This window comes from Candidatus Pseudothioglobus sp. Uisw_086 (assembly GCF_048085745.1).
Taxonomy (GTDB): Bacteria; Pseudomonadota; Gammaproteobacteria; order PS1; family Pseudothioglobaceae; genus Pseudothioglobus.
Window position 1 is genome coordinate 1218862 of sequence record NZ_CP159803.1, and the last position, 26684, is coordinate 1245545.

Here is a 26684-nt window from a genome sequence, read left to right on the forward strand (position 1 = left end):
ATACGCTGATTTGTTTCGATTGCTAGCGTTGTCATCTAGGTGACTAAAACAAGCTAAAGTTGGTGTTTTCCGGAGAAACCCACTTTAATGGTTTTTTATTTTTTATAGGAATGCACTATGATATTTACTTCTGAATCTGTTTCTGCTGGTCACCCTGATAAAGTTTGTGATCAAATCTCTGATGCTATTCTTGACGCCGCACTAAAACAAGACATCAATTCAAGAGTTGCTGTTGAAACTTTAGTTAAGGATAATCAAGTTGTCTTGGCAGGAGAAATAACCACTAACGCCCAAATTGATTATGAGGAAGTGGTTCGAAAAACTATTCTTGGTATAGGTTATGACAAAGAAGAATATGGCTTTAATGCGAACACTTGTTCATTAACTAACCTCTTAGGCAGACAATCACAAGACATTTCTATGGGCGTTACTGAAAGTGAAAATCACGAGCAAGGTGCTGGTGATCAAGGACTCATGTTTGGTTATGCTGAAAATTCAACAGATGAATTAATGCCAGCACCTATTATGCTTTCTCATCAACTTGTTAAACAACAAGCAGAGCTAATGCTAAACGGAACCATACCTTGGCTTCGCCCTGATGCAAAATCCCAGGTTTCTTGTATTTATGAAGGTAATCAAATTGTAGGAATTGATGCGGTGGTTCTTTCCACGCAGCATGACGGTAACATTTCATTAGAAGAACTTAGAGAAACGATACTTGAAGAAATTATTAAGCCGATCTTGCCAGAAAAATGGCTGACAAATGATACTCAATACCATATTAATCCAACTGGTAACTTCGTAATTGGGGGTCCTGTTGGAGATGCTGGCCTTACTGGAAGAAAAATTATTGTAGATACTTACGGCGGCATGGCTAGACATGGTGGCGGTGCTTTTTCTGGAAAAGATCCATCAAAAGTTGATAGAAGTGCAGCTTACGCAACTCGATATGTTGCAAAAAATATCGTCGCAGCTGGACTTGCTGAAAGATGTGAAATTCAAGTTTCTTATGCAATTGGAGTTGCAGAGCCAACAAGTATTAGTGTTGATACTTTTGGAACTGGAAAAATTCCTCACCATGAAATCGTGACATTGATTAGAAAGCACTTTGATCTTAGGCCTAAAGGCTTAATCGCTATGTTGGATTTAAAACGTCCTATATATCAACAAACTGCTAGCTATGGTCATTTTGGCAGAACTGAAGACTCAATTAGCTGGGAGAAAACGGATAGAGCAGATTTGCTAAAATAGTTTCTTTTTTAATTATTTTTTTGTATAATACCAAGCTTACCAAGGAGCGTTGCATTGAGATACTTCTCAATCAGGCTTGGTAACCAAAACGACGCTCATTTTTTTTCAATTTAATAGGAAATAAAATGAGCGAATCAACAATAGATAATACTGGCTTCAAAGTTGCTGATCTTAACCTTGACTATAAAGTTGCTGATATTAATTTGGCAGAATTTGGGCGTAAAGAGATCGAGTTAGCAGAAGCTGAAATGCCTGCTTTAATGGCTCTTAGATCAAAATATAGAAAAGAGCAGCCTTTGAATGGAGCAAGAATTATGGGCTGCATTCATATGACAATTCAAACTGCTGTTCTTATGGAAACGCTAATAGACTTAGGCGCTGAAATTCGCTGGTCATCTTGCAATATTTTTTCAACCCAAGATCATGCTGCATCTGCAATGGCTGTAAAAAATATTCCAGTTTTTGCTTGGAAAGGTGAAACTGAAGAAGAATTTTTATGGTGTATTGAGCAAACTATTCTTCATAATGGTAAGCCATGGGATGCCAATATGATTTTAGATGATGGCGGCGATCTAACAGGAATGGTTCATGAAAAATATCCTGAAATGCTTGATAAAATCCATGGTATCAGTGAAGAAACTACAACAGGTGTCCACCGCCTTCTAGAGATGATTGAAAGTGGTGAGCTTAAAGTTCCAGCGATTAATGTTAATGATGCTGTTACTAAAGCAAAAAATGATAATAAATATGGATGTCGTCACTCATTAAATGATGCTATAAAGCGTGGTACAGATATGCTAATGTCAGGAAAGAAGGCGCTTCTAATAGGCTACGGTGATGTTGGAAAAGGCTCTGCTATGTCACTTCGTCAAGAAGGAATGATTGTAAAAATTACTGAAGTTGATCCTATTTGTGCGTTTCAAGCTTGTATGGATGGCTTTGAGGTTGTTTCACCATATATTGATGGAATTAATACAGGCTCAATGGATTGTATTAATAAAGAATTACTAAGCACTACTGATTTAATTGTAACTACAACTGGCAATACAAATGTTTGTGATTCGGCCATGCTTAGAAGCCTAAAAGCAGGCTCAGTAGTTTGTAATATTGGTCATTTTGATAATGAAATTGATACTTTATTTATGCGTGATAATTGGAAATGGGATGAAGTAAAACCTCAAGTCCACCGTATTTATCGCTCTGAAAATAAAAATGACTACTTAATTTTGTTGTCTGAAGGTCGTTTAGTTAATCTAGGAAATGCGACTGGCCACCCTTCTAGAATTATGGATGGCTCTTTTGCAAACCAGGTTTTAGCTCAAATGCATCTTTTTGAGAAAAAATTTGCTGACCTTCCTAATGATCAAAAGGCTGCGAATGTCACAGTCGAAATTCTTCCAAAGAAACTTGATGAAGAAGTAGCTGCTGGAATGGTTGGAGGCTTTGGAGGTGTGATGACTATTTTGACTGACACTCAAGCAAAGTACATTAATACTCCTAAAGAAGGTCCGTTTAAGTCAGAGACTTATAAATATTAAGCTTTCTCTTAGTTAAACAAAAATGCGGGATATCTTCCCGCATTTTTTTTAATAGTATTTAATACAAAAATATAAATGCTAACCCTCAAAAGTTGCTGTTGAGGTAAAATTTTTGATATTGTTATTTTTAGTTCAAATTAATGTCAGCTTCAGAACTCGATACAACTAAATCATTTCAAAATTTAATCCTCAAACTACAAAATTATTGGGCTGAAAAAGGATGCGCTATTACTCAACCTTTTGATATGGAAGTTGGTGCAGGAACCTTTCATCCAGCAACTTTTTTGAGATCAATAGGACCTGAGCCATGGAAAGCGGCATATGTTCAGTCTTCAAGAAGACCAAGTGATGGTCGCTACGGTGAAAATCCAAACCGCCTTCAGCACTATTATCAATTTCAGGTTTTATTAAAGCCTTCTCCAAGTGATATTCAAGACCTGTATCTTGACTCATTATCTTTTATTGGTATTGACCTAAAGATGCATGATGTTAGGTTTGTTGAGGATAATTGGGAATCACCAACATTAGGTGCATGGGGCTTAGGTTGGGAGGTCTGGCTTAATGGCATGGAGGTGAGTCAATTTACATATTTCCAACAAGTTGGTGGTCTACCATGCAAACCTGTTTCTGGAGAATTAACCTATGGTTTAGAAAGGTTAGCAATGTACCTTCAAGGTGTTGATAGCGTTTATGACCTTGTTTGGACAGAAGGCTTAACTTATGGGGATGTTTTCCATCAAAATGAAGTTGAACAATCGAAATACAACTTTGAACTTGCAGATATTGAAGTTCTTTTTAGGCAGTTTGATGAAGCTGAAGCAATGAACTTAACACTCATTGAAGAGAGCCTTCCTTTTCCTGCTTATGAGCAAGCTATGAAAGCGTCGCATCTTTTTAACATTCTTGATGCAAGGCGAGCAATAAGCGTCACAGACAGAGCAAGATTTATTCGTAGGGTAAGATCAATGAGCCAAAAAGTAGCTCAAGCTTATCTTGATTCTAGGGAAAGACTTGGCTTCCCAATGTTAAAAAAATAAGTCCTCATAAGTCAATGAGGCCCTTTCACTTCGTATATAGCAAAATTTTAGATTGGTCAGCCAGTCGATTTGCAATCTTATGGCTATCTCTGATAAGCTTTTTAGAGTCCTCGATTCTACCATTGCCAATTCAGGACTTATTGTTAGCCTCTATGTCTCTAAAAAATAGATCGAAGGCATACTATTTTGCAACGATTTGTACTCTAGCTTCTGTACTTGGTGGAGTAGCTGGCTATTATATTGGAGTCTTTGCTATGGATCAAATTGGGCCTTTACTTGCTAACCTAGGTTACGAATCAAAGCTAGAGAGTGCGCAAATTTATTTTAATACTTATGGAATTGTGATTATTCTTATCGCTGGCTTTAGTCCAGTTCCATACAAGCTATTTACTATTTCTGCTGGAATGATGTCCATGTCACTTATTCCCTTTGTGGCCTTTTCTTTAATTGCAAGGGGTGCTAGATATTTTTTAGTTTCATTTCTAGTAAGAAAATTAGGAAAAATGGCAGATCAATGGTTAAATAAGTACATAGATTGGCTAGGCTACTTACTTATTTTTATTATTATTTTATTTGTGTGGTATGAATACTAAATTTTTGACTCTTTTTTTACTTATTTTTCTTTCGGGCTGCTTTACCAATGATGCCAGTCAAGTAACTGTTGTTGAAAAATCATTTAACAAAGTAGAGGCTTTACAACAAAACACTAAAGCAAAAACCAGTAATTCAAATGTTAACAATGACTGGTCTTTACCTATTGATGCTTCAATACTTAAAAGCTACTCTGAAAAAGACAGTCACTTTGGATTGACTTACAATAATTCTGCTGGTCAAGAAGTAAGGGCAATCAGAAAAGGCGAAGTAGTATATAGCGGCGATAAAATGACAAGCTATGGAAAAATGATTATTATCAAGCATGCTTATGGCTTCTATAGTATTTACAATCAAAATCAAGAACTGCTTGTAAGTGAGGGTGATATTATACAAAAAGGTGGGCTAATTGCTCTTAGCAGCGACAAACCTTTTTATTTCGAAATGAAAAAATACGAAGAACCTATTAATCCTTTAAAATATCTTTAATGAATGATTTTATCCAAAATATAAGTCCAGTCCAGATGTCAGGTGCACTATTGGTTCTTGCAGTTATTGCGCATATTGCACTAGGGACAATCCTTAAGCAAATAAAAAAACACTCTAGCAGCACTAAAACACAAATAGATGATCACCTAATTAGCGCTATTTCAGCGCCACTTAAATTACTAATTTGGTATGGGTGGCTTTACTTTTCATTAGTAGAGCTTACTTCAGAAATTCCACCTCTTAGCCAAATTGTAAGTTACATAGTTATTGCGCCAGTGTTTATTTTGACTTGGGGAATTCTAAGACTAATATCTAATACTGAAACTTACATGTTAGAGAAAGAAGGGAGCGTAGACAAAGACTCTGTTCGGTTGTTCACTCGACTAATCAAAATTCTTTTTGTTTTTGCAATTATCCTCGGTGTTGCTCAATTCTATGGATATGCTGTCTCTTCTATCTTAACTTTAGGTGGAGTAGGTGGTATTGTTGTTGGCTTTGCCGCTAAAGATATGCTTGCTAATATTTTTGGTGGCCTAATGATTCAAATGGATAAACCTTTTTCTACTGGGGATTGGATTCGAACTACAGATAAAAGTATAGAGGGTGTGGTTGAGAAAATTGGCTGGAGAATGACTCGTATTCGCACCTTTAATAAGAACCCTGTCTATGTTCCAAATGGAATCTTTGCAACCATACCTATTGAAACTCCTTCTCGAATGACTAACCGTCAGATTTATGAGGTTATTGGTATCCGTTATGATGATATTGCGCAAATGGAAAGTATCATTGAAAAAGTTCAAGAGTTATTAGCTAAAAGCAAAAATATCGACCATAAAGAACCGTGTCGAGTATATTTTGACTTATTCAATGCGTCATCACTTGACTTTGTAATTTGGGCATTCAGCTCATCAACAGATGCAACTGAATTTAAGACATTCAAGGGAAGGCTTTTGCTAGATATAGCCCAAATAATTTCTGATCATGGCGCTGAAATTGCTTATCCAACTCAAACTTTGCATATTCAAAAGACTTAAATGAGCATCTCTAAATTATATGTTCGCACTTTTGGGTGTCAAATGAACGAATACGACTCAGATAAAATGGGTGACGTCCTTAAAGAGTCTCACGGCCTCGAATTAACTGAAGATATTACTGAAGCAGACGTTCTATTGGTTAATACATGCTCAATTCGAGAGAAGGCTGAGGAAAAGTTATTTCACCAACTAGGTCGCTGGAGGAAATTAAAAGAAAAGAAACCAAACTTAGTCATCGGGGTTGGTGGCTGTGTTGCCTCTCAAGAAGGAGACCTTATTCTTAAAAGAGCGCCTTATGTTGATATGATTTTTGGCCCTCAAACACTTCATAGGCTTCCAAATATGCTAAATGAAGCGTTGAATGAAAATCAAATAAGTATTGATATCTCTTTTCCTGAAATTGAAAAATTTGACCACTTGCCAGAACCTCATAGTGATGGTGCAACAGCATTTGTTTCGATAATGGAGGGTTGCAGTAAATACTGCACTTTTTGCGTCGTTCCTTATACAAGAGGAGAGGAAATCTCTAGACCATTTAATGATGTAATGCGAGAAGTGGAAATTCTAGCCAGTCAGGGTGTTAAAGAAATTAACCTGCTTGGTCAAAATGTAAACTCCTTTAGAGGCTTAATGGATGATGGCGAAGTTGCTGATTTAGCTCTTTTAATAGCTATTGTTGCCCAGGTTTCAGGTATCGAGCGAATTCGCTATACTACTTCTCATCCAGTAGAGTTTAGTGACAGGCTTATTCAAGCTTATGCTGAAGTTCCAGAGTTAGTATCACATCTTCATCTCCCAGTTCAGAGTGGCTCTGATAGAGTTTTAGGGCTTATGAAACGTGGACATACTGCAATTGAATATAAATCAAAAATTCGCAACTTAAAGAAACTTAGGCCTGGTATCTCTATATCTTCAGATTTTATTATTGGCTTCCCTGGTGAAACTGAAAAAGACTTTAATGACACAGTTAATTTAATTGAAGAAATTGGCTTTGATAAATCATTTAGTTTTATTTACTCAAAAAGGCCTGGGACAATTGCTGCAAGCTTCGACGATGATGTAAGCGCTGAAACTAAAAAACAAAGATTAGCCATCATTCAAGATAAGCTTAATGAAAATACCGAAGAAATCTCTAAATCAATGATTGGAAGTATACAAAAAGTTCTTGTAGAAGGTAGCTCAAAAAAAGGAGCAACGTTGTCAGGTAGAACTGAAAACATGAGAACAGCTCACTTCATTGGTAATGAGCAATTAATTGGTCAAATCGTATCAGTTAAAATTACGGATGGCGTAGGAAACTCGCTTCAAGCAGAGTTAATTTAAAACTACAACCTTAACCAGAGTTTAGAATACCAGTAATATCGACCTTTCTCTTTATAGGGCATAGTGCAGTTATAGCGACTCCTTCCTGTCAAAAGCGGGGCTTTTGATTTAATACTTACCGCCTGAAGTCCGCTCCAATGAAGATCTGCTAAATCTTGTCCAGAAACAAAACAAGAAAAGTTATTTTTTTCATAGTTCGTGAGTGGCCTTGAAAAAACTAAATCTAATATTGGTTTGTAATCTTTTGAAATTATTAAAGACTTAGGACTATAGCTCTTAATTGGCATGTCCACAGTTTGAACTTTCAGTGAAAAGCTGTCCATTTTTGCATAAGGCCCTGACATTGAGAATCTAGGTAAATTTAAAAAGTCACTGGTCTGACTTGCAACTCCAGACTGTTGTCCAAATGCAGTGTAGCCAAGTGCATCTAGATATGAATAAGTCTTATCATCATACTCGCCATATGGGTAAGCAAAAAATTTGTCATTAACACCCAGCTCCTTTTCAATCCTGTCTTGGGCATAAGAGATTTCGTTTTCTAGTGTTGAAGTATCTTGATTAACTAAATGAAGGTGTTTATTGCTGTGGTTATAAACATCTATTAAAGGCGCCATTTCACGAAGCTGGTTCCAAGACATCATTAAATCATATTTTTTATCAATAGACTCTGTTGAAACAAAGACAGTCATTGGAAATTGATAATCAACTAGTAATGGAAAGGCCTCAGTATAGAATGACAAAAAACCATCATCAGCAGTCAAACTAACGCATTTCTTAGGTAAATTTTGTTTAGCTTTAAGGCTTTCAATAACATTTTTTAAAGGAAGCACCTGGTAATTATTTTTCTTTAAATATTCTAAATGCTGATTAAACAGATCTGGTGAAGTGCTTGTAGACTTTGGCTCTTCATCTGAAAAACGATGATAAACAAGAATCACACAACCACTATCGCTTGCATAGGAATTTAGTGGCAGCAAAAAACTTATTAAAATAAATAACTTTAAAAACATATTTAATATTTTCATAAGATAAATGATAAATTAAATAGTGCGCCAAATCATGCAACTTAACATTTGTTTTCAAAGTAATTCAGTAAAATAAAACCCATGAAATTTACACTCAACATTCAAAGCTCTGAGCAACTAGCAAATATTTGTGGAGGGCTTGACAAAAATATTGAGAATATTGCCACTAACCTTGGCGTTAATATCTCCAATAAAGGTTCAGACTTTAATATAAAAGGAGAGAATTCTGCTTTAGCTGTTTCAGTTTTGCAGGACCTTCTTATTGTATCTGAAACTAAAGCAATCGACTTTGGTGACATAGATCTTTGCATTAAATCACTTAACAGCCCTAATGGAGAAGTAAAATCTGTCACAATTAAAACAAGTCGAAAACATATTCATATTAGAAGCACTAATCAGCAAAATTATGTCAATGCAATTATAGACAATGATGCTGTTTTTGCAGTTGGTCCAGCAGGGACAGGTAAAACATATTTAGCTGTTGCAAGAGCAGTTGAGGCTCTTGAAAGTTCAGATGTAAAGAGAATAGTTTTGGTTCGACCAGCAGTTGAAGCGGGTGAAAAACTAGGATTTCTTCCTGGCGACCTTAGTGAAAAAGTTGATCCCTACCTTCGTCCAATCTATGACGCACTTTATGAATTTATAGGCTTTGAAAAAGTCAATAAACTAATAGAACAGCGAGTTATTGAAGTTGCCCCATTAGCATTCATGAGAGGAAGAACCTTAAATGAATCTTATATCATCCTTGATGAAGCCCAGAATACAACCATACCTCAAATGAAAATGTTTTTGACTCGGATGGGGTTTGGTTCAAAGATGGTAATTACAGGTGATGTTACTCAAATTGATCTACCAAATCCAAAACAATCAGGACTAACAGATGCAATCAAAATTCTCAAAGATATTGAACAAATTGCTTTTTGTAACTTCGATGCCCAAGATGTTGTCAGGCATCAACTGGTTAAAAATATTGTAAGAGCTTACGATAATGCATAATGATGGCAACTGACAACAAAATCATTGTTGGCCTTTCAGGAGGAGTTGACTCATCCGTTGCAGCTTTTCTTTTGCTTGAAAAAGGTTATGAAGTAGAAGCGTTATTCATGAAAAATTGGGATGAAGATGATGACGATGAATATTGCAGCGCATCTCAAGATCTTGCTGATGCTCAGCAAGTAGCAGACCAGCTTGGGATCAAGCTCCATACAGTCAATTTCTCTCACGAGTATTGGGAAGATGTATTTGAGCACTTCTTATCTGAACATAAAAAAGGAAGAACCCCTAATCCAGATGTTCTTTGCAATCAAAGGATTAAATTTAAAGCCTTTTTGGATTATGCAAAAGATCTCGGTGCAAAAAAAATCGCAACCGGTCACTACGCAAGGATTGCAGAAGAGAATGGTAAGTTCCTATTAAAGTCAGGGCTAGATGGAAATAAAGATCAAAGCTATTTTTTGCATTTACTTAACCAAGAACAACTATCTCAAAGTCTTTTCCCGTTGGGTGAAATTAACAAGCAAGAGGTTCGTAAAATTGCAAAAAATAATAACTTTCTTAATGCTGACAAGAAAGACTCAACAGGCATTTGTTTTATAGGCGAGAGGCCTTTTTCAGAATTTTTAACCACTTTCTTGCCAAAAGAGAAGGGTGATATTGTTGATCAAAATGGGGCCTTTATAAAACATCATGATGGGCTGCCTTTCTATACAATAGGTCAGCGCAAAGGACTTGAAATTGGAGGAGGCTTTAGCAATTCTCCTGAGCCATGGTTCGTTGCAGATAAAATTCTAGAGTCCAATAAAATTATTGTAGTGCAGGGTGACCACTCCTTACTTTATCATAACTCTCTAATTGCAGATGATATCCACTGGGTTGATAGCCCTCCCAAGTCATCTTTCAACTGCAGTGCGAAAATAAGGTATCGACAAGACTCACAGAAGTGCGATGTAAGCCTAAATGATGACCAGACTATTAGAGTTGACTTTATTGAATCACAAAGAGCGATAACTCCAGGGCAATCTGTTGTGTTTTATGATGGAGATATTTGCCTAGGTGGTAGCGTTATCAAATCAAAATCTAATGAATAAGACAGCAAAAAAAACGCTTGCACTAGCAAGTATATTTCAATCGACAGCTTTAGTGCATCAACTCGCTCTGACAGGTAAATGTGACGTCCATACTAATAAAGCAAGCCTTAGCAGTATTGTTAGCGAAAGTGACTCTATTGATGAAATATTTACCTCTCCCGAAGACCTAAAGTTAGGCTTTGATTCATTAAAATTAATTCTTGAGAAGAAAACAATTGATATGCACAATGTAATGCTCTATGCAACGGCCCTAATAAATTTAGAAAAAAAATTAATGAAAAAACCAGATTTATTAAATCAAATTTCAAATGAAATTAGTGTTATTAATAAACAAGAATTTTTTGACATTCACCATAGCAATTCAATAGCTAGACTGGCAGAGCTTTATAAAAATACACTTGGAAGCCTCAATCCAACAATCATGGTCCGAGGTGAACAAATTTATCTTTCAAACCGTCATACTGCAAACCATATAAGAGCCTTGTTACTTGCAGGAATAAGAGCTGTGTCTTTATGGAAAACTCAAGGCGGTAATACTTGGCAATTATTGCTTAATAAGAAGAAAACACTTGAATGTATTAAATCTTTAGCAAATTAACCTAATGCAAACAAATGCTTGCATAAATCAAGTCGAGACTCTATAATTCATGTTTTCGTAATTTAAGCATTAACTAATAAAATATGGCCAATTCAGCAGGATCAAAAAAACGCGCAAGACAAGCAGTAAAGCGCAATAAACATAACTCTCAAATTAGAGCAAAAGTTCGTACCTTTATTAAGAAGGTTTCCTATGCTATTGATGCTGGAGATAAAAAAGAAGCAACTAGTGGTTTTACTGAAATGCAAAAAAATGTTGATCAGGCTGTAAGCAAGGGTTTAATGCATAAAAATCAAGCGGCTAGAAAGAAATCTCGTATTATTGCTCAAATTAAGGCGCTATAAAATTTGCTTACTGCAGGTTAATATATCGATAGCAAAATCATTGCTATAATTAAAGCCCTCTATTGAGGGTTTTTTTATATTCAAATTTTTTACTAATATGATTAATGAAAGCGACAAATCATTATTTCGATCTACTGTAGATCAACAGAAACCTATCGATAAAGATGGTGTTAAAAAAACTGCTACCTCTAAAAATGGGTCAATCAAACTGTTTCAAAAATATAGTTTTTTATATGAACCTAATATATCTGGCTCCGAAGCTGTAGTTCATTATAAATCTGGATTATCGCCAAAAGTTCTTAAAAAAATGAAACAAGGCAACATAGGCTCCACTCCATCAATTGACTTGCATGGCCATAAGATAGAGGAGGCATGCCAATCACTCTCTAAGTTTATTCATTTTCATTCAAACGAACGCTTTATTCATATTATTCATGGAAAAGGCTATCACTCAGATAATGGCCTCTCAATTATGAAGTCTCAAGTAGTTCATTATCTAAAGCAACACCCAGAAGTGCTGGCATTCTGTTCCTGTACCCAGGAAATGGGCGGAACTGGGGCTGTTTTTGTTCACCTCAAAGCAAATGTTTAATATTGATGAAATTTATACAGTATCTAACTTCTTGAGGTTGTGTCGAAGCTCAATTGAAAAAAATGTGCCACATTGTTTCATTCAAGGTGAAATTTCAAACTTATCTAAACCATCTTCTGGGCATTGGTATTTTTCATTAAAAGATTCAAGTGGTCAAATTAGATGTGCATTTTTTAGGTTAAATCAGAGAAAAGTACAATTTAATCCTGAAAATGGAATGTCTGTAATTATTAGAGGGGCGCCAACACTTTATGAACAAAGAGGAGATTTTCAGCTAATAGTTCAACAAATGGAGCCCGCAGGAATTGGAAACCTTCAGCTTGCGTTTGATCAACTAAAAAATAAGTTAAGGATTGAGGGATTATTTGAATTGGAGAATAAAAAAGACCTGCCCTTGTATCCTAAAAAAATTGGCGTTATCTCTTCATCCACTGGTTCAGTTATAAAGGACATAATTAAAGTTTTAAATTCACGCTATCCTTTTGCCGAAATTCTGCTTTATGACACAGTTGTTCAAGGTGAAAATGCGCATAAAAAAATAGTTAAAGCGCTTCAAGCTGCCGACAATCAAAAAAATTGTGATGTTCTTATTCTAGCAAGAGGTGGTGGATCATTAGAAGACTTATGGGCTTTCAATGAAGAAGAGCTTGCTCGAGAAATATTTAAATGCTCAACTCCCATAATTAGCTCTATAGGTCATGAAACTGATACAACAATTGCTGACTTTGTTGCTGATGTAAGAGCACCAACCCCATCTGCTGCTGCTGTTTCTGCAACGCCTGACCGATACGTTTTAATCTATAAAGCATCTAAATTGAGAAAAAATTTGCAAGATTTAATGGTTCAGTCTTTAGATCAAAAGCATGCATACCTAAATATGCTTCAGCTCAAAATTATTGATCCAAGTCAACAATTACTTCAAAATGCTCAAAAACTTGATGACTACGAGATGCGCCTATTTAGAATTACAAATAGCCTAATTGATAAAAATAAGACAAATCTTAATCAACAAATAACTCGATTAAAAAACTACTCAGATTACTTCATTAAGCACCAAAAAAATCAATTAAGCAATAAAGCCAGTCTTCTTAACCTTCTATCACCTCTTAATACTCTTTCAAGGGGATACACAATAACGCATAATGAAAAAGAAAAAGTTATAGTTTCATTTAAAAAAATTAATTCTGGAGACCTTATTGTCACTAAATTTCATGACGGTAAAGTCATTTCAAAAGTTACAAAGAAAGAGGATAATTAGAGTACATCAACATTCTAGTAAATTTAATTATGCAATCTAATGTTTCATTTTTACGTCGTTTAGGCTCAATTACTTACGATCTATTACTTGTATTCTCATTTGTATTTTTTATTGCCGGAATAGTCATTCTTGTCAATCAAAAACAGCCTATAACTAATAGTCTTTTCTTTTATCTTTTAACGCTTCCAGTAATCTTCTCTTACTTCTCCATATCATGGGTTAAAGGTAAACAGACTCTGGGCATGAGAGCATGGAAGTTTGAAATTACCCAGCAAGATGGTGAAAATGTCACGTACAAGCAATCTCTTATAAGGTTAATATTAGCGATAACTTCATTAGCAGGAATTGGCTTTATATTTCAGTTTTTTAATAAATATAAGCTTCCATTGCATGATTACTATTCGAAAACTTACCTTACTGAAATTCATAAATAAATGAGTAATAGATCTGCCACAGGACTAATTGGGTTTATTAATAGAAATAAACTTACTCTAGTTCTCATTGTTATTTTATTTTCTCTAATAAAGCAGAATATTTTTACTAATAATTTCCCATATATTGTTTTAAATAAACAAAAAATAATCAATGATATTAAGAAAACTAATAATAATTTAATAGATCAAAATGCTCTGATTGAAGGTCAAATAAACAGCTTTACTGAAGAAGACTCAAGATTGGTTGAGTCTAAAGCTAGATTTAAATATGGCCTAATTAAGGAAGGGGAATATTTCTTTAAAATTAATAAGATTATCGTAACTGATAATTTAGAAGAAACTATTGATTCTTCTTTATAATTAATGGCATTATCTCAATCTTATAATGAAGCCTTTTGCTGAAATGAATAATGATAATTATTACTTGGTAATGCCAGCTAGTGGCATGGGGAAGAGGATGAAATCTGAAACCCCAAAACAATACCACAAGCTTAGTAATGGCCTAACTATAATAGATCAATGTCTTAAAACACTACTTAAGGTTGACGTAATCTCAGGCTTTGTCATTGCTCTTTCTGAAAAAGACACTTTATTTAAATCTTCAATCTATTTTAACCACTCAAAAATGTTAGCAAGTGCCAAGGGAGGGAAAGAAAGATTTCATTCTGTTCTAAATGCATTAAATTCACTAGCAAAGATTGCAAAACCTAATGACTGGATTTTAGTGCATGATTCAGTTCGCCCTTGTGTTAGAAAAATAGACATTGAAATGTTGATTAATGAGGTATCAAATCATCAAACTGGCGGTATTTTAGCTACCGGTGTTGTCGATACAATTAAACAAGTTGCCATTGATGGAAAAATGTCTACAATTGATCGAAGTAAACTTTTTAAAGCTCAAACCCCTCAAATGTTTAGGTATGGAGTCTTAAAAGATGCATTGGAAAATGCAGTAAAACTTAATCATAATATTACAGATGAGTCTGAAGCAATAGAAAACCTAGGTTATTCAATTAAAATTGTTGTTGGCTCTTCAAGTAATATTAAAATTACTCAAATAGATGACCTTGAGCAAGCGAACCACTACCTTCAGTAAATTATGACTATAAAAACAGGCATAGGACAAGACTCTCATGCATTCGAAAAAAAACCTGGAAAGCCTTTAATACTATCAGGCATCAAATTCGATCACTCTTTTGGCTTAAAAGGCAATAGTGATGCAGATGTTATCTTTCATTCAATCACTAATGCTATATCAAGCATTACTGGTATAAATATTTTAGGGACAGTAGCGGACAAACTTGTGCAACAAGGAGAAAAAGACAGTAGTAAATACCTTCAACTTGCACTTGATGATTTGCATGAATGGAAAATAAATCATATAGCAATATCAGTAGAATGCTTAAACCCAAAAATATCACCAAAAATTGATCTTATGAAACAAAAAATTTCTACTATCTGCAAAATAAAATTTGCTGATGTAGGTATAACTGCAACTTCAGGTGAAGGATTGACCTCCTTTGGAAGAGGCGAAGGAATTCAAGCAATAACCATCATAACCGTTAGCAAATCATGACTCTAATAGACAACCCCACACGCTCAAAAATTAAAAAAATACACTTCATAGGAATAGGTGGCTCTGGAATGAGTGGCATTGCAGAAGTTCTTGCTAACTTAGGTTATGAAATATCTGGATCAGACATTCAGTCCAATCAAGCAACAAAAAAACTTGAAGAAATAGGCTGTAATATTAGCTATACGCAAAAAGCTGAAAATGTTAAAGGCAAACAGGCAGTAGTTGTGTCTTCCGCAATCAATAAAAATAACCCCGAACTCCAAGAAGCTAGGCAGCAAAAACTATTAATTGTTCCAAGAGCTGAAATGCTGGGAGAGCTTATGCGCTTTCGCTTTGGAATAGCAATTTCAGGAACGCATGGCAAAACAACTACAACCAGCCTAATTGTTCACATTATGACTGAAGCAAAGCTTGACCCAACTTACATTATTGGGGGCATTATAAATGCAACCGGTATGAACGCCAAACTAGGAAAAAGTGATTATTTAATTGCCGAAGCAGATGAAAGCGATGCATCTTTTCTTCACCTTCAGCCCATGTTGAGTGTTATTACTAACATTGATGAAGACCACATGAGTACTTATAATCATAGCTATGACAACCTAACTGATGCCTTTATAAGCTTTACATCAAATCTTCCTTTCTATGGAGTTTGTGTTGCTTGTATTGATGATGGCGGAGTTAAGGACATCCTTAAAAAAATTCATAGGCCAGTTTTGAGTTATGGCTTCAGTGATGATGCAGATGTCCAGGCATCAAACGTTAAACAGAATGAAATGAAAATGTCATTTGATGTTAACTGTAAAAAATATCAAAAAAAATTTCCTGTGTCACTTAATTTAATAGGAAGGCATAATATCTTAAATTCTCTTGCTGCAATTAGTGTTGCAATTGAACTAGAAATAGAGCTTGAGGTAATACAGAAAGCATTGTCTCATTTTAGTGGGGTATCAAGAAGGCTTGATTATCATCAGAATTTAACTGTAAACACTTCTCTTATTCCACTCTTTGATGATTATGGTCATCATCCCAATGAAATCACTGAGGTTGTAAGTACTTTAAGAAATACCTATCCAGATAAAAGGCTTGTGGTTATTTTTCAGCCTCATAGATATTCACGAACTAGAGACTTATTCAATGATTTTGTGAGCTGCCTATCTAAAGTAGATGTATTAGTTTTACTTAATATATATTCAGCCAATGAGTCGCCAATTAATACAATTAGCTCATCAACCCTTGCCGACTCGATAAGAAGAAGAAGTTCAATCGATCCAATCGTAGTTAAAGATATAGATGAAATAATTGAAATAATTCCAAATATAGTTACTGAAAATGATGTAATTCTTACTCTTGGAGCTGGTGATGTCAATAAAATCCCACACCAACTTAAAGATCATTTTCATGAATAAAAGATAATGCTCAAGTTTAATGAACCAATGTCAAAACACTGTTCTTTAAGATCAGGAGGAATATCTAGTGAATTTCTTAAGCCTGAAGATGTAAATGAGCTCTCTAATTTTTTAAAAATCAATACAAAACCTATTCTAATGGTTGGGCTTGGAAGTAACCTATTGATCCGTGATAGAGGATTTAATGGGGTAACAATTAATACAAAAAATCTCAAAGATATTTCTATTTCAAATGGATTAATCGAGTCAGGAGCAGGAACCTCTCTCGCGAAATTATCAAGATTTTCTCAAACAAATTTAAAATTTGGAGCTGAATTCCTTAGTGCTATTCCTGGAAGTGTAGGCGGCGCATTAGCGATGAATGCAGGTGCATTTGGCTCTGAGATATGGCAATATGTCCATTCAGTCAAAACTATTAATTTATCTGGAAAGATTCAAGAAAGATTTCCCAAAGACTATAAAATTTCTTATCGATCTACTCTTCATAAATTTAGTGACGAAGTTTTTATTAGTGCTATTTTTGACTTTAATTTAAAACAGCCCAATGACAATGTTCGGGAGCTGCTTCATAAAAGAAACTCGACACAACCAATCGGTTTAGCAAGCTGTGGGAGTGTTTTTAAGAATCCCAAAGATCATTATGCTGCTAAATTAATTGAATCAACTGGCCTCAAAGGCTTTTGTATTGGAGGAGCCTGTGTTTCAGAAATGCACGCAAACTATATTATTAATCAGAATAATGCAAGCGCTTCAGATATTGAAAATTTAATTACTCATATTCAAAGTGTAATAAAGAATAAACATAATATTGAACTTGAAACTGAAATAATAATCATATGATTGCTGTATTAATGGGAGGCTACTCAGCTGAGAGAGAGATATCACTACTAAGTGGCAATGCTGTTTATGAAGCCCTACTTAAAAGTAATGTGGATTGTTTCTCATTTGATCTCACCCATGAAAATCTTGAAAGTCTTTGGGAAAAAGAATTTGATAAAGCGTTTATTGTTTTACATGGCAGGGGCGGTGAAGATGGCTACATTCAATCCCAACTTATAAAAAAAGGTATCCCGTTTACAGGATCTAATGCTATTGCATCAAATCTATGCATGAATAAAGCTACTACTAAAGACTTATGGAGTAATCATAGCCTTCCCCTATCTCCCTCAATCGTAGCTATAAAAGGGCAGAATTTAGATTCAATAAATTTTCCTCTTCCATGGGCCGTAAAACCAACTTTGGAAGGCTCTAGTATTGGTATTACAAAGGTTAAAAATCAGAATGAACTTGATGACGCACTTAAAGCAGCATGGCATTATAATGATGAGGCATTAATAGAACAATGGGTTGAAGGTGACGAATATACTGTTGCAATATTAAATAACAAAACGCTCCCAAGTATAAAAATTATTTCTGACCATGATATTTACGACTATCACTCAAAATACTTTAGTAATAAAACCGAATATCTTTGTCCGTCAGGTTTAACTATAGCGCAAGAAAAAAATATTCAAATGATAGCTTTAAAGGCCTTTAATTTAACTGGAGCATCTGGCTGGGGTAGGGTTGACTTTATTCTTGATAAAAATATGAAGCCATACTTGTTAGAAATAAATACAGTGCCGGGTATGACATCTCACTCACTTGTTCCAATTGCAGCTAAAGCCTCCAATATAAGTTTTGAAGAATTAGTAATCAAAATCCTTAATGGCTAGAGAAAGAAAAAATTACGTAAAGAAACAAAAAAAACCTTTTAAGTATTTTTTAAACAAAATATTTAAATTAGTCTTCTATATACTTTTTGCGCTTTTAATTGCCTTCTTGATATATCTTGTTGAAAAATCAACCCTACTTAAACCAAATATCTCATGGGAAATAAAGGGAGAATTGCAAGCCCAAGCTTATGAATATGATGAGTTAATTAAACCTCTTCTTATCAATAAATATTTACTTAATCTCTCTCAAATTAAAAATAAATTAGAACAGAGTCCGTGGGTTTCAAATGTAGAAGTTGAAAGAATATTTTGGAATAGGATTCGAATATCATTAGAAAAGCATGATATTGCTATGCGATTTGGAACGGAAGGGTATATATCCTCTCGAGGCATATTATTTAAACCAAACTTAACAATTAACTCTGGAAAACCAATTGGAATAGTATCTGAATCAGAGGTTAAACAATTTTATTTTGACTTTACTATGTACCAGTCAATCCTTGAGCCAGTTAAAATTTCTCTTTTTGAAAGGACTTCCATTGATGAATTAACGCTAGATAACAATATAAAGGTTATTTTAGGATATCAAAAACAAAATGAACGCCTAGAGTTATTTATCAAATCTTTTGAAAAACTAAAGAAGTATAAAAAAATTAGAACAAGAGGAATTTTTGATATGAGATACCCTAATGGCTTTGCGTTGAGCTATTCGCCATTATGACTTTGTAGCACAATGCTATGCTAATTGAAGTCCAGTAGATTGAGATAAAACTAAAGAGAGAATCTAGATAGTTATTTTCAATTAGGCCTATCAATGAAATTAAAATAAATGGGCCTATAAAATTGATTAAAAAAATGTTTAAGCGAGCCTGCCATGTTACTTCTATTCTCTTATAGGGCACATCGTTTGCTATTGATACTAAATTAAGTGTTAATGGGATAAGTAAAAGATAAAACGGTAGCAAATAAATTGAAGAAAGTGTTAATGCTTGGCCAATACCTAAAAGAATCGCCAAAAGAAAAAAGCGGCCAAACCTTAGGCTAGGCAAAACAAAACCAAATCGATTTATAGAATTACCCCCTAGAATTACAAGCCTATATATATTTATTAATATTGCCATTGAGGCATAAATAAACATTAGGAAATAAGATATGTGAAAACTAATATTTTCTGGCATTTCACTTCCAGGCTTTAGCATAGATAATAAATGCACCAGCTCAGGCAAGAATGGAAGAGCTAAAAGTATTGGGAAAATAGTGGCCTCAAGTAACTTCTTCCAATTAGAAAAAGCAAATGCTAAGGTTGCTAAAATAGTTTTTTGTATCGGGATATTTGTCATGATAAGTTTGAGTTAACCACGTTAATAGTAATAGTTAATTTATCGCCTGGTTGTAATATATATTCTTCATTCAAATCATTCCAAGATCTAATTTCTGCAATTTTAACATTATACTTTTGGGCAATCCTTGATAGGTTATCACCCTCCTTTACCGTGTAAAAAATATCTCTATTAATATCAATTCCAGTATTCGTTATTTTAGCCAACTCTGTCTTGTTTTTGTTATCCCTTAAGATAACTAATTCTTTTCCAATAGACAAAGATTCAGAAGGACTAATTTTATTCCACCTTACAAGATTATTAATTGTGGTGTCAAACTTGGTAGAAATTTTCCAAAGGCTATCTCCAGCAACAACCGTATAGATAATTTTTTCTGAATTTTTTTGAATATTTAATCTACTTTTTTCCCGTTGATTATCTGACAAAGAGTAGTAGCCCTCTGATTTTTGAGCTAAAGGGACGATTAAATACTTATCAGCCCTTATGGCATCATTATCAAGCTCATTAACACTCTTTATTTGACCAATTGTTGTATTGTAATTTTGTGCAATAACGCTAAGACTATCGCCTTGCTTAATCTTATAACGAGTCCAACTAATTTTTGGTCTTTGGCCTTGTTTAGATAAATTGTCATTAAAGCTATAAATAACTTCTTCTGGAAGCAGCATTATGTATGGCAGGGATTCAGGAGTTGCCCAGCGTTTCAATCCAGGGTTGTAGTTATAAATCTGGTCAATACTTAAGCCAGTCCACTGAGAAATAAGTGCTAAATCAAACTGTGAATCTAGTTCGACTTCATTTAAGAAGGGCTTATTATCGATCTCAAGCAGTTTTTGATTATAGCGAGAAGGATTTTTAATTACTTGACTAAGGGCTAGGAGCTTAGGAACATACTTCTCAGTCTCATGAGGTAGATCTAAGCTCCAAAAATCTGTCTTTTTTCCAAGCTTAATATTTGTATCAATTGCTCCTTGAATTCTTCCAGGGCCTGCATTATAAGCAGCAATAGATAGAAGCCAATCTCCTTTAAACATTTTATTTAGGTCATTTAAATAATTAGCAGCGGCTTTAGTTGAGGCAAGCACATCCCTTCTATCTGCATGCCACCAGTCTTCTTCTAGACCATACATTCTCCCAGTAGAAGGTATAAATTGCCACAACCCTGCTGCCGTTCCATGAGAATATGAAAATGGATAGTAATCAGATTCAACAATAGGCAGCAAAGCAATTTCAATTGGAACGTTCTGCTTTTCTAGTTCAGAGACAACAAGATATAAAAAAGGCTCTGCTCTTTTTGAAATTAAAGATAGATACTCTGGATGATTACTTATCCAATCAATACGACTTTGAACTCTTGAATTAGAAACACTTTTAATACCCTGACGATTGGCAATAACTTGCCATAAATCATCCTCTTGAGAGTATTGAATAGTATTGACTGACTTACTCTTGAGGCTGGCTAAAGTTTGATTTTTATCAATGACCGATTGACAGCCAGAAAGAATCAAAAAGATTAATAAAAGAGCAGATCTCACTTCTATTTCTTACTTGAGCATTCGGGTGAATTAGGTGCAATCTGACGTTTTTTCCACTCTTCAGGACTGTAGGTATGCATTGCCAAAGCATGAATATGCTTTAACTCTTCAGCAAAAAGCTTATTAATGAAGCGGTGACGATCAATAAGCTTCATTTCATCAAAGGTTGGACTTACGACTACAATTTTAAAGTGCGACTCAGTAGCTGGTCCTGAATGCTGACTAGACTCATTACTAACTTCGCAATACTCTGGACTCAAAGCTAAATCAAGTTGATTTATTAAATGATTTTCCATACTAGGCATTGTCATTACTCACATTTGCATATTCAAAAGAATCAGAAAAGAAATTCTCTTTAACTAGTTGATGTTCAAGACATCTTTTAGCTGCTGCATTAACCATTACAGGTGGGCCACAAGCATAAACCTCGAATCCTGTTAAGTCTTCAAAATCTTTAATAACTGAGTCATGAACATAGCCTTTATTTCCATCCCAAGTCTCATTTGCTTCCGATAATACTGGAATAAAAGAGATGTTGGGATATTTTTCACTCCATTCAGATGGAAGGTTCGAATACAAATCGACTTCACTTCTTACCCCCCAGTATAAATAAACCTTCCTTTGAGACCCTATGTTAATAAGGTGCTCTATTATTGCCTTAACTGGACCAAAACCAGTTCCTCCAGCAATAAAAATGATTGGGCATTCGCTTTCTTCTCTTAGAAAAAAAATTCCTTTGGGGCCTTCAATTCTTAAAATTGATTTAGGGGCTAACGAATTAAAAATGAAGTTAGTGAGCTTTCCATCATCAACCAATCGAATATGGAGCTCAATCAGATTTGAGTTAGTTGGCGCATTGGCTATAGAGTAATATCTTGAGTCAAAATCTGAATGCTCTAAGTCAAGGTATTGCCCTGCTAAATACTGCAAAGATTGAGCGCCAGGTATCTTTAATATTAGCTGGATTACATCATGATTCAAATGATTAATTTGCTCTACTCGGCACGGCATACTGCGAACTTCAATAGCTGCCAGAGAGTCAAGCTCATCAACTGCAATATATAAATCACTCTTTGCTTTACACTGACAAAGCAATGCCATATTTGAATCAATATCATCAGCGCTTAGAACTGATGGGATTTCACCATCATAATCAATCTCTCCATTAAGGATAACTGCTTTACACTGACCACAAAAACCATTTTGACAGCCATATGGAAAATTAAAGCCGTTTGAAAGTGCTCCATCTAGAATAGATTCTTCATCTCCACACTTGAATGATTTACCACTAACTTGATTTAAAACCGTAAACATAGTTTTTGGAGATAAAAAATATAAAGGTGACATTATAATGTAGGTCTTATAGTTATGAACTTACTATTATTATGGTAATTGAGCCAATAAATTTTGTAGTTTTTTTGATGGGACCAACAGCCTCTGGAAAGACTGAGTTAGCTATAGAAATTAGTAAGCACATTAACTCAAAATTAATAAGTGTCGACTCTGCCTTGATCTATCGGGGTATGGATATTGGCACAGCAAAGCCTAGCAAGGAAATTCTTACAGCCCATCCACATCAATTAGTTGATATTTGTGAGCCTGAAGATAGCTTTTCAGTAACTGAATTTATATCACTGGCAAAAAAACATATTAAATCGGCTCTAGCAGAAGGTAAATTACCTATTCTGGTTGGTGGCACTTCTTTCTACTTTAACGCTTTAGAGCATGGTTTGTCTGAACTCCCTTCGTCTACTGATGAGTCTCGAAAGCATTTTAATGACCTTTTAAAAAGTGAAGGCAGTGTAAAACTTCATTCAAAATTAGCGGAAATTGATCCTAAATCTGCATCGCACATCCATTCAAATGATTCCCAAAGAGTAACCAGAGCGCTTGAGGTTTTTCATCTCTCTGGAGAAATATTAAGCAAACTTCAAGGCAAAAAAAATAAGAATAAGCTCGATCTTAATATTAAAAAAATTGTACTCATGCCTGATAGAGCTATGCTTCATCAAAGAATTGAGCAGCGCTTTATAAAAATGATTAAAGATGGATTTCTTAATGAAGTTGAAAACCTTAGAAAAAATAAAAAACTCAACCTAGATCTAGCCTCTATGAGATCCGTTGGTTATAGGCAAGCATGGAATTATTTTGAAGGAAATTATAGCAAACAAGAAATGATTGAAAAAGCAATCATCGCGACTAGGCAATTATGTAAACGTCAATGCACATGGCTAAGGGATGAAGATAAAGCTCTTACATTAAAAAAAATAGAGATTGAAAAAGCCGTTAAGTTTCTTCAAGAACGAAGCGCTTAAAAACATCTCCACGCTCATTAAAATCACTAAACATATCAAAGCTTGCGCACCCAGGCGAAAGCAATACTGCGCCCCCTTCTGCCATTGAAGTAGCCATCGAAACCGCTTTTTTCATTGAATCAACAACTTCCACATGAGGGGCAGTAATTTGCTTTGAAAAATCACTACTGCACTCTCCAATTAAAACAACTGCATTAACTTTTTCATTTATTAATTTGAAAAACTCTGAATAATCCTCTTTTTTTGATATTCCACCAGCAATTAATATTAAGTTATTGTATTTTTCAAAAAGAGCATTAACGGCAGTTATGGAAGAAATTGCGTTGGTTGATTTTGAATCGTTGTAGTAATCTATATCGTTTATCGTTGAAACAAATTCCAATCTATGCTCTAAGCCTTTGAAGTCAACTGCAGCCTGAATCATTGCTTTTAAGGTTAATCCAAAACGATGGCCTAACGTTAAGGCAGCTAATAGATTTTCTATATTATGTCTTCCAACAACCTTCAATTTATCACTTGTTAGTAGGAATTTACCTTTGTGTAGAACTTCATACAAGTCACTAATTCGATTTGCACTGAAATCACACCTATCATCAACAGACTCTACCGCATAGAAGTTGTGGCCGCTCAAATCACGCAGCAAATCATCGTTGAGATTTATAACTTGAAATTTGCAATAGCTATAAATCGATAATTTAGAGGAAATATAATCACTAAAGTTAGAGTACCTATCAAGGTGATCAGGAGTTATATTCGTAATTACGCCAGCTAATAAAGAAAGCTTATTTGTATAATCTAATTGATAACTTGAAAGCTCAACAACATAGAGTTCGGCTTCATCACTTAAACTATCCATTACAGGTTTGCCGATATTGCCGCAAATAACAGCATTTTTTCCATCAGCAAATGCCATCTCACCTAATAATTGAGTTACGGTTGATTTTCCATTTGAGCCAGTAATGCCAATAATTGGAGCCATAGCATATCGACCAAATAACTCTATATCACTAATAATTGAAATATTTTTTTTGCGCATCCAAATTACAATATCTTCTGACTCAGCGACACCTGGACTAATAATTACTTCAGAAATGCCAGTTAAAATATGCTCATTCCAATCTCCAAAATAAGCATCATTAAGTAGACCCTCTTTTTTACTTACTTCAAGCATAGGAGGCTCTTGACGAGTGTCAGCAATACGAAATGAGATTTCATTTTTAAAGAAAAAACGAGCTACAGAAAGACCTGTAATACCTAGACCTAAAATAAGTTTCATGAAACCCTTGTGTTTTCGACCAAAATTGACTATATTTTACACTTTTACTTCACTATTTTATTATGCCTACAAATGTTCAGACAACTTCAAGTGCGATTGTAATAAATCGGACGCTAAGAAATACGTATCAGCTTTTATCAGCGACACTTCTTTTCAGCGGTTTAATGGCTTACTTATCAATGTATCTTAGACTGCCTTACTTTGGGCTTCTAATAACTCTTGGTGGCTATTTTGGTCTCTTATTTTTGGTGACAAAGCTTAGAAATTCGGCTTTTGGAATCCTCGCAGTCTTTGCACTAACTGGCTTCATGGGCTTAACCCTTGGGCCAATTGTTGGCGCATACACAACTGCCTTCTCAAATGGTGCCGAGCTTGTTGGAATGGCAATGACAGGAACTGCGGTCATCTTTTTATCGCTTTCTTTCTACGCTATTACATCTCAAAAAGACTTTAGCTTTATGTCCGGCTTCCTGACTGCTGGAATAGTAGTTGCATTTTTAGCGGGTATTGCAGCATACTTTTTCCAAATGCCTGCTTTATCACTTGCAGTTTCATCTGCATTCATTTTACTAATGAGTGGCCTTATATTATATGAAACAAGCAATATTATTCATGGCGGAGAAACCAATTACATCATGGCAACGGTTACTCTATACATTTCTATTTACAACCTATTCTTGAGCCTTCTTCACCTACTAGGTGTGTTTTCTGGCGATGACTAGTGATAGATAGCGATGGATATCGCGCAAATGTTGGCATTGTAATTACTAATGAAAAAAGGCAAATACTTCTAGCAAAGCGCTTTAAACAAGATGCATGGCAACTTCCTCAGGGTGGAATTGATACCGATGAAACTGAGCTAGATGCTCTCTATAGAGAGCTTGAGGAAGAGGTTGGTCTTAATCCAGGCCATGTAACTCTTTTAGCTAAAACTCCTAAATGGCTTCGTTATGATCTGCCTACAGAGCACATTAGGCGTCGACAAAAACCAACCTGTATTGGTCAGAAACAGGTTTGGTTCCTATTAAAGCTTAAATCTGGTGATGACAATATCACTCTTGATTCACACCATGATATTGAGTTTGATGACTGGAAATGGGTTGATTACTGGAATCCAGTCGATGAAGTGATTGACTTTAAAAGAGCGGTCTATGAAGATATGTTAAAAGCACTTGCACCGATCCTTTTTGAAAATGAACATAGCATTCCAACAAAACTTTCTCGGCCTCTGCAGTTTACTGCCATCAAGCTTTATTAAGGTAGGTTTTTCTTTATAATCTCGACCGGTGTCATTATGTGTGCCTCTATAAGCTTTTGAGCAGGTATGGAATCTCTTTCAAGCACCAATACCATAAGCGCAACATGCTCGTTCTGATTTGCTTGCAGCCTTTCATAGTTAGTAACGTTTTCTTGAAGCCAAAGATTTCGGTATCGGGTAGATTTTTCAAAAAGTGATTGCCTTATCTGAAAAAGCCTTGGGGAATTACAACCAGAAACTAATGCCTCATGAAATGAAAAATGTCGATTTTGCCATTCGTCCATATCAATATTTTCAGATTTGCTATATTTAGCTAATAAATGAGAAGCTGCAATTATTTTTGACTCCCAAAAATCACCACCTTTTTTTATAGCCATATCAAGACATAAGCCCTCTATTTTTGATCTTGCTTGATAAATGTCAGTTAAATCATCAATAGATATATTACTAACATAAAAGCCTTTTTGGTTTTCAGACACAACTAAATCTTTGGCAATTAGTTGTGATAGTGCTTCTCTTATTGGGCTTGTTCCAACTTTATAGCGATCTTTTAAAGTTTTAATTTGTAATTTTTCCCCAGGTGGGAACACGCCCTGAATAATATCACTCGTTAATGCATCAAGAATTTTAGAAGCTGTATTTTGCTTAGAAGTATCCAT

31 protein-coding genes and 1 riboswitch are annotated in these 26684 nt (G+C 34.9%); of the genes, 24 read left to right on the forward strand and 7 right to left on the reverse strand.

The genetic code is table 11. From position 1 onward, the window contains the following. The first annotated feature begins 117 nt into the window (after positions 1 to 117). The 7 genes from metK (at position 118) to miaB (ending at position 7263) form a co-directional block, all read left to right on the forward strand. A complete protein-coding gene (gene metK, locus ABXT49_RS06135; RefSeq protein ID WP_416651221.1) occupies positions 118 to 1251 on the forward strand; it encodes a methionine adenosyltransferase in 1134 nt (377 codons plus the stop codon). 35 nt (positions 1252 to 1286) lie between these two features. Continuing rightward, positions 1287 to 1355, forward strand: a riboswitch (S-adenosyl-L-homocysteine riboswitch). Positions 1356 to 1376: 21 nt separating this feature from the next. Continuing rightward, complete coding sequence (gene ahcY, locus ABXT49_RS06140; protein WP_416651223.1) at positions 1377 to 2789, forward strand: adenosylhomocysteinase; 1413 nt, start codon at positions 1377 to 1379, stop codon at positions 2787 to 2789. 140 nt (positions 2790 to 2929) lie between these two features. Beyond that, positions 2930 to 3826 (forward strand): glycine--tRNA ligase subunit alpha, encoded by an 897-nt coding sequence (gene glyQ, locus ABXT49_RS06145; protein ID WP_416651224.1) that lies wholly within the window; start codon positions 2930 to 2932, stop codon positions 3824 to 3826. Between the two features lie 14 nt (positions 3827 to 3840). Beyond that, a complete protein-coding gene (locus ABXT49_RS06150) occupies positions 3841 to 4419 on the forward strand; it encodes a YqaA family protein (protein ID WP_416651226.1) in 579 nt (192 codons plus the stop codon). After that, on the forward strand, positions 4409 to 4906 hold the full coding sequence (locus ABXT49_RS06155; protein WP_416651228.1) for a murein hydrolase activator EnvC family protein: 498 nt from the start codon (positions 4409 to 4411) through the stop codon (positions 4904 to 4906). The genes ABXT49_RS06150 and ABXT49_RS06155 overlap by 11 nt, the downstream gene beginning before the upstream one ends. Continuing rightward, complete coding sequence (locus tag ABXT49_RS06160) at positions 4906 to 5940, forward strand: mechanosensitive ion channel family protein (RefSeq protein ID WP_416651230.1); 1035 nt, start codon at positions 4906 to 4908, stop codon at positions 5938 to 5940. The genes ABXT49_RS06155 and ABXT49_RS06160 overlap by 1 nt, the downstream gene beginning before the upstream one ends. Further along, positions 5941 to 7263 carry a tRNA (N6-isopentenyl adenosine(37)-C2)-methylthiotransferase MiaB gene (miaB, locus tag ABXT49_RS06165; RefSeq protein ID WP_416651232.1) on the forward strand — a complete coding sequence of 441 codons (1323 nt, stop codon included), beginning with the start codon at positions 5941 to 5943 and terminating at the stop codon, positions 7261 to 7263. A gap of 2 nt (positions 7264 to 7265) precedes the next feature. Here miaB and ABXT49_RS06170 read toward each other — a convergent pair whose 3' ends face one another. Then, positions 7266 to 8288, reverse strand: coding sequence for a polysaccharide deacetylase family protein (locus ABXT49_RS06170; protein WP_416651234.1), 1023 nt, complete (start codon positions 8286 to 8288; stop codon positions 7266 to 7268). Positions 8289 to 8369: 81 nt separating this feature from the next. Between ABXT49_RS06170 and ABXT49_RS06175 the strand changes: the two genes are divergently transcribed. The 14 genes from ABXT49_RS06175 to ABXT49_RS06240 all read left to right on the forward strand — a co-directional run bounded on the left by ABXT49_RS06175 (position 8370) and on the right by ABXT49_RS06240 (position 19022). After that, positions 8370 to 9284: a PhoH family protein gene (locus ABXT49_RS06175; protein ID WP_416651236.1), complete on the forward strand. Its 915-nt coding sequence runs from the start codon at positions 8370 to 8372 to the stop codon at positions 9282 to 9284. Positions 9285 to 9286: 2 nt separating this feature from the next. After that, positions 9287 to 10375 (forward strand): tRNA 2-thiouridine(34) synthase MnmA, encoded by a 1089-nt coding sequence (mnmA, locus tag ABXT49_RS06180; protein ID WP_416653541.1) that lies wholly within the window; start codon positions 9287 to 9289, stop codon positions 10373 to 10375. Continuing rightward, positions 10368 to 10973, forward strand: coding sequence for a high frequency lysogenization protein HflD (gene hflD, locus ABXT49_RS06185; protein WP_416651238.1), 606 nt, complete (start codon positions 10368 to 10370; stop codon positions 10971 to 10973). The genes mnmA and hflD overlap by 8 nt, the downstream gene beginning before the upstream one ends. A gap of 83 nt (positions 10974 to 11056) precedes the next feature. Then, complete coding sequence (gene rpsT, locus ABXT49_RS06190; protein WP_416651240.1) at positions 11057 to 11317, forward strand: 30S ribosomal protein S20; 261 nt, start codon at positions 11057 to 11059, stop codon at positions 11315 to 11317. A gap of 97 nt (positions 11318 to 11414) precedes the next feature. Then, on the forward strand, positions 11415 to 11909 hold the full coding sequence (locus ABXT49_RS06195) for a Smr/MutS family protein (RefSeq protein WP_416651242.1): 495 nt from the start codon (positions 11415 to 11417) through the stop codon (positions 11907 to 11909). After that, positions 11902 to 13167 carry an exodeoxyribonuclease VII large subunit gene (gene xseA, locus ABXT49_RS06200; protein WP_416651243.1) on the forward strand — a complete coding sequence of 422 codons (1266 nt, stop codon included), beginning with the start codon at positions 11902 to 11904 and terminating at the stop codon, positions 13165 to 13167. Before ABXT49_RS06195 ends, xseA begins: the two co-directional genes overlap by 8 nt. 29 nt (positions 13168 to 13196) lie before the next feature. Next, entirely contained in the window at positions 13197 to 13601 is a 405-nt protein-coding gene (locus tag ABXT49_RS06205; protein WP_416651245.1) for an RDD family protein, read from the forward strand. Continuing rightward, positions 13602 to 13961, forward strand: a complete 360-nt coding sequence (locus tag ABXT49_RS06210; RefSeq protein WP_416651247.1) for an FtsB family cell division protein — start codon at positions 13602 to 13604, stop codon at positions 13959 to 13961. It abuts the gene before it with no gap. 25 nt (positions 13962 to 13986) lie between these two features. After that, a complete protein-coding gene (gene ispD, locus ABXT49_RS06215; protein WP_416651248.1) occupies positions 13987 to 14697 on the forward strand; it encodes a 2-C-methyl-D-erythritol 4-phosphate cytidylyltransferase in 711 nt (236 codons plus the stop codon). A gap of 3 nt (positions 14698 to 14700) precedes the next feature. After that, positions 14701 to 15177, forward strand: coding sequence for a 2-C-methyl-D-erythritol 2,4-cyclodiphosphate synthase (gene ispF / locus ABXT49_RS06220; protein WP_416651250.1), 477 nt, complete (start codon positions 14701 to 14703; stop codon positions 15175 to 15177). Further along, positions 15174 to 16586 (forward strand): UDP-N-acetylmuramate--L-alanine ligase, encoded by a 1413-nt coding sequence (gene murC / locus ABXT49_RS06225; protein WP_416651252.1) that lies wholly within the window; start codon positions 15174 to 15176, stop codon positions 16584 to 16586. Before ispF ends, murC begins: the two co-directional genes overlap by 4 nt. Before the next feature lie 27 nt (positions 16587 to 16613). After that, a complete protein-coding gene (murB, locus tag ABXT49_RS06230) occupies positions 16614 to 17426 on the forward strand; it encodes a UDP-N-acetylmuramate dehydrogenase (RefSeq protein ID WP_416651253.1) in 813 nt (270 codons plus the stop codon). After that, entirely contained in the window at positions 17423 to 18301 is an 879-nt protein-coding gene (locus ABXT49_RS06235; protein WP_416651254.1) for a D-alanine--D-alanine ligase, read from the forward strand. Before murB ends, ABXT49_RS06235 begins: the two co-directional genes overlap by 4 nt. Next, complete coding sequence (locus ABXT49_RS06240; protein WP_416651256.1) at positions 18294 to 19022, forward strand: cell division protein FtsQ/DivIB; 729 nt, start codon at positions 18294 to 18296, stop codon at positions 19020 to 19022. The genes ABXT49_RS06235 and ABXT49_RS06240 overlap by 8 nt, the downstream gene beginning before the upstream one ends. Here the strand turns inward: ABXT49_RS06240 and ABXT49_RS06245 are convergent. The 4 genes from ABXT49_RS06245 to ABXT49_RS06260 are packed head-to-tail and all read right to left on the reverse strand — an operon-like array spanning position 18988 to position 22523. Continuing rightward, a complete protein-coding gene (locus tag ABXT49_RS06245; protein ID WP_416651257.1) occupies positions 18988 to 19641 on the reverse strand; it encodes a hypothetical protein in 654 nt (217 codons plus the stop codon). The genes ABXT49_RS06240 and ABXT49_RS06245 overlap by 35 nt on opposite strands. Then, entirely contained in the window at positions 19638 to 21176 is a 1539-nt protein-coding gene (locus tag ABXT49_RS06250; protein WP_416651258.1) for a LysM peptidoglycan-binding domain-containing protein, read from the reverse strand. The genes ABXT49_RS06245 and ABXT49_RS06250 overlap by 4 nt, the downstream gene beginning before the upstream one ends. A 2-nt stretch (positions 21177 to 21178) precedes the next feature. Beyond that, positions 21179 to 21481 carry a BolA family protein gene (locus tag ABXT49_RS06255; protein WP_416653543.1) on the reverse strand — a complete coding sequence of 101 codons (303 nt, stop codon included), beginning with the start codon at positions 21479 to 21481 and terminating at the stop codon, positions 21179 to 21181. Then, the gene (locus ABXT49_RS06260; RefSeq protein WP_416651259.1) at positions 21474 to 22523 is read right to left on the reverse strand and encodes an FAD-binding oxidoreductase; all 1050 of its coding nucleotides are present in this window, start codon (positions 22521 to 22523) and stop codon (positions 21474 to 21476) included. The genes ABXT49_RS06255 and ABXT49_RS06260 overlap by 8 nt, the downstream gene beginning before the upstream one ends. Before the next feature lie 38 nt (positions 22524 to 22561). Here ABXT49_RS06260 and miaA point away from each other — a divergent pair, with 38 nt between their 5' ends. Beyond that, the gene (gene miaA, locus ABXT49_RS06265; RefSeq protein ID WP_416651260.1) at positions 22562 to 23491 is read left to right on the forward strand and encodes a tRNA (adenosine(37)-N6)-dimethylallyltransferase MiaA; all 930 of its coding nucleotides are present in this window, start codon (positions 22562 to 22564) and stop codon (positions 23489 to 23491) included. On the opposite strand, the gene murD is transcribed toward miaA, so the two are convergent. Then, entirely contained in the window at positions 23463 to 24767 is a 1305-nt protein-coding gene (gene murD, locus ABXT49_RS06270; RefSeq protein ID WP_416651262.1) for a UDP-N-acetylmuramoyl-L-alanine--D-glutamate ligase, read from the reverse strand. The two genes, miaA and murD, sit on opposite strands and share 29 nt — an antisense overlap. Positions 24768 to 24829: 62 nt before the next feature. Between murD and ABXT49_RS06275 the strand changes: the two genes are divergently transcribed. Both ABXT49_RS06275 and ABXT49_RS06280 read left to right on the forward strand, forming a co-directional pair. Then, the gene (locus ABXT49_RS06275) at positions 24830 to 25489 is read left to right on the forward strand and encodes a Bax inhibitor-1/YccA family protein (protein ID WP_416651263.1); all 660 of its coding nucleotides are present in this window, start codon (positions 24830 to 24832) and stop codon (positions 25487 to 25489) included. Continuing rightward, complete coding sequence (locus ABXT49_RS06280; RefSeq protein ID WP_416651264.1) at positions 25489 to 26025, forward strand: RNA pyrophosphohydrolase; 537 nt, start codon at positions 25489 to 25491, stop codon at positions 26023 to 26025. The genes ABXT49_RS06275 and ABXT49_RS06280 overlap by 1 nt, the downstream gene beginning before the upstream one ends. On the opposite strand, the gene csiR is transcribed toward ABXT49_RS06280, so the two are convergent. Continuing rightward, complete coding sequence (gene csiR, locus ABXT49_RS06285; protein ID WP_416651266.1) at positions 26022 to 26684, reverse strand: DNA-binding transcriptional regulator CsiR; 663 nt, start codon at positions 26682 to 26684, stop codon at positions 26022 to 26024. The two genes, ABXT49_RS06280 and csiR, sit on opposite strands and share 4 nt — an antisense overlap.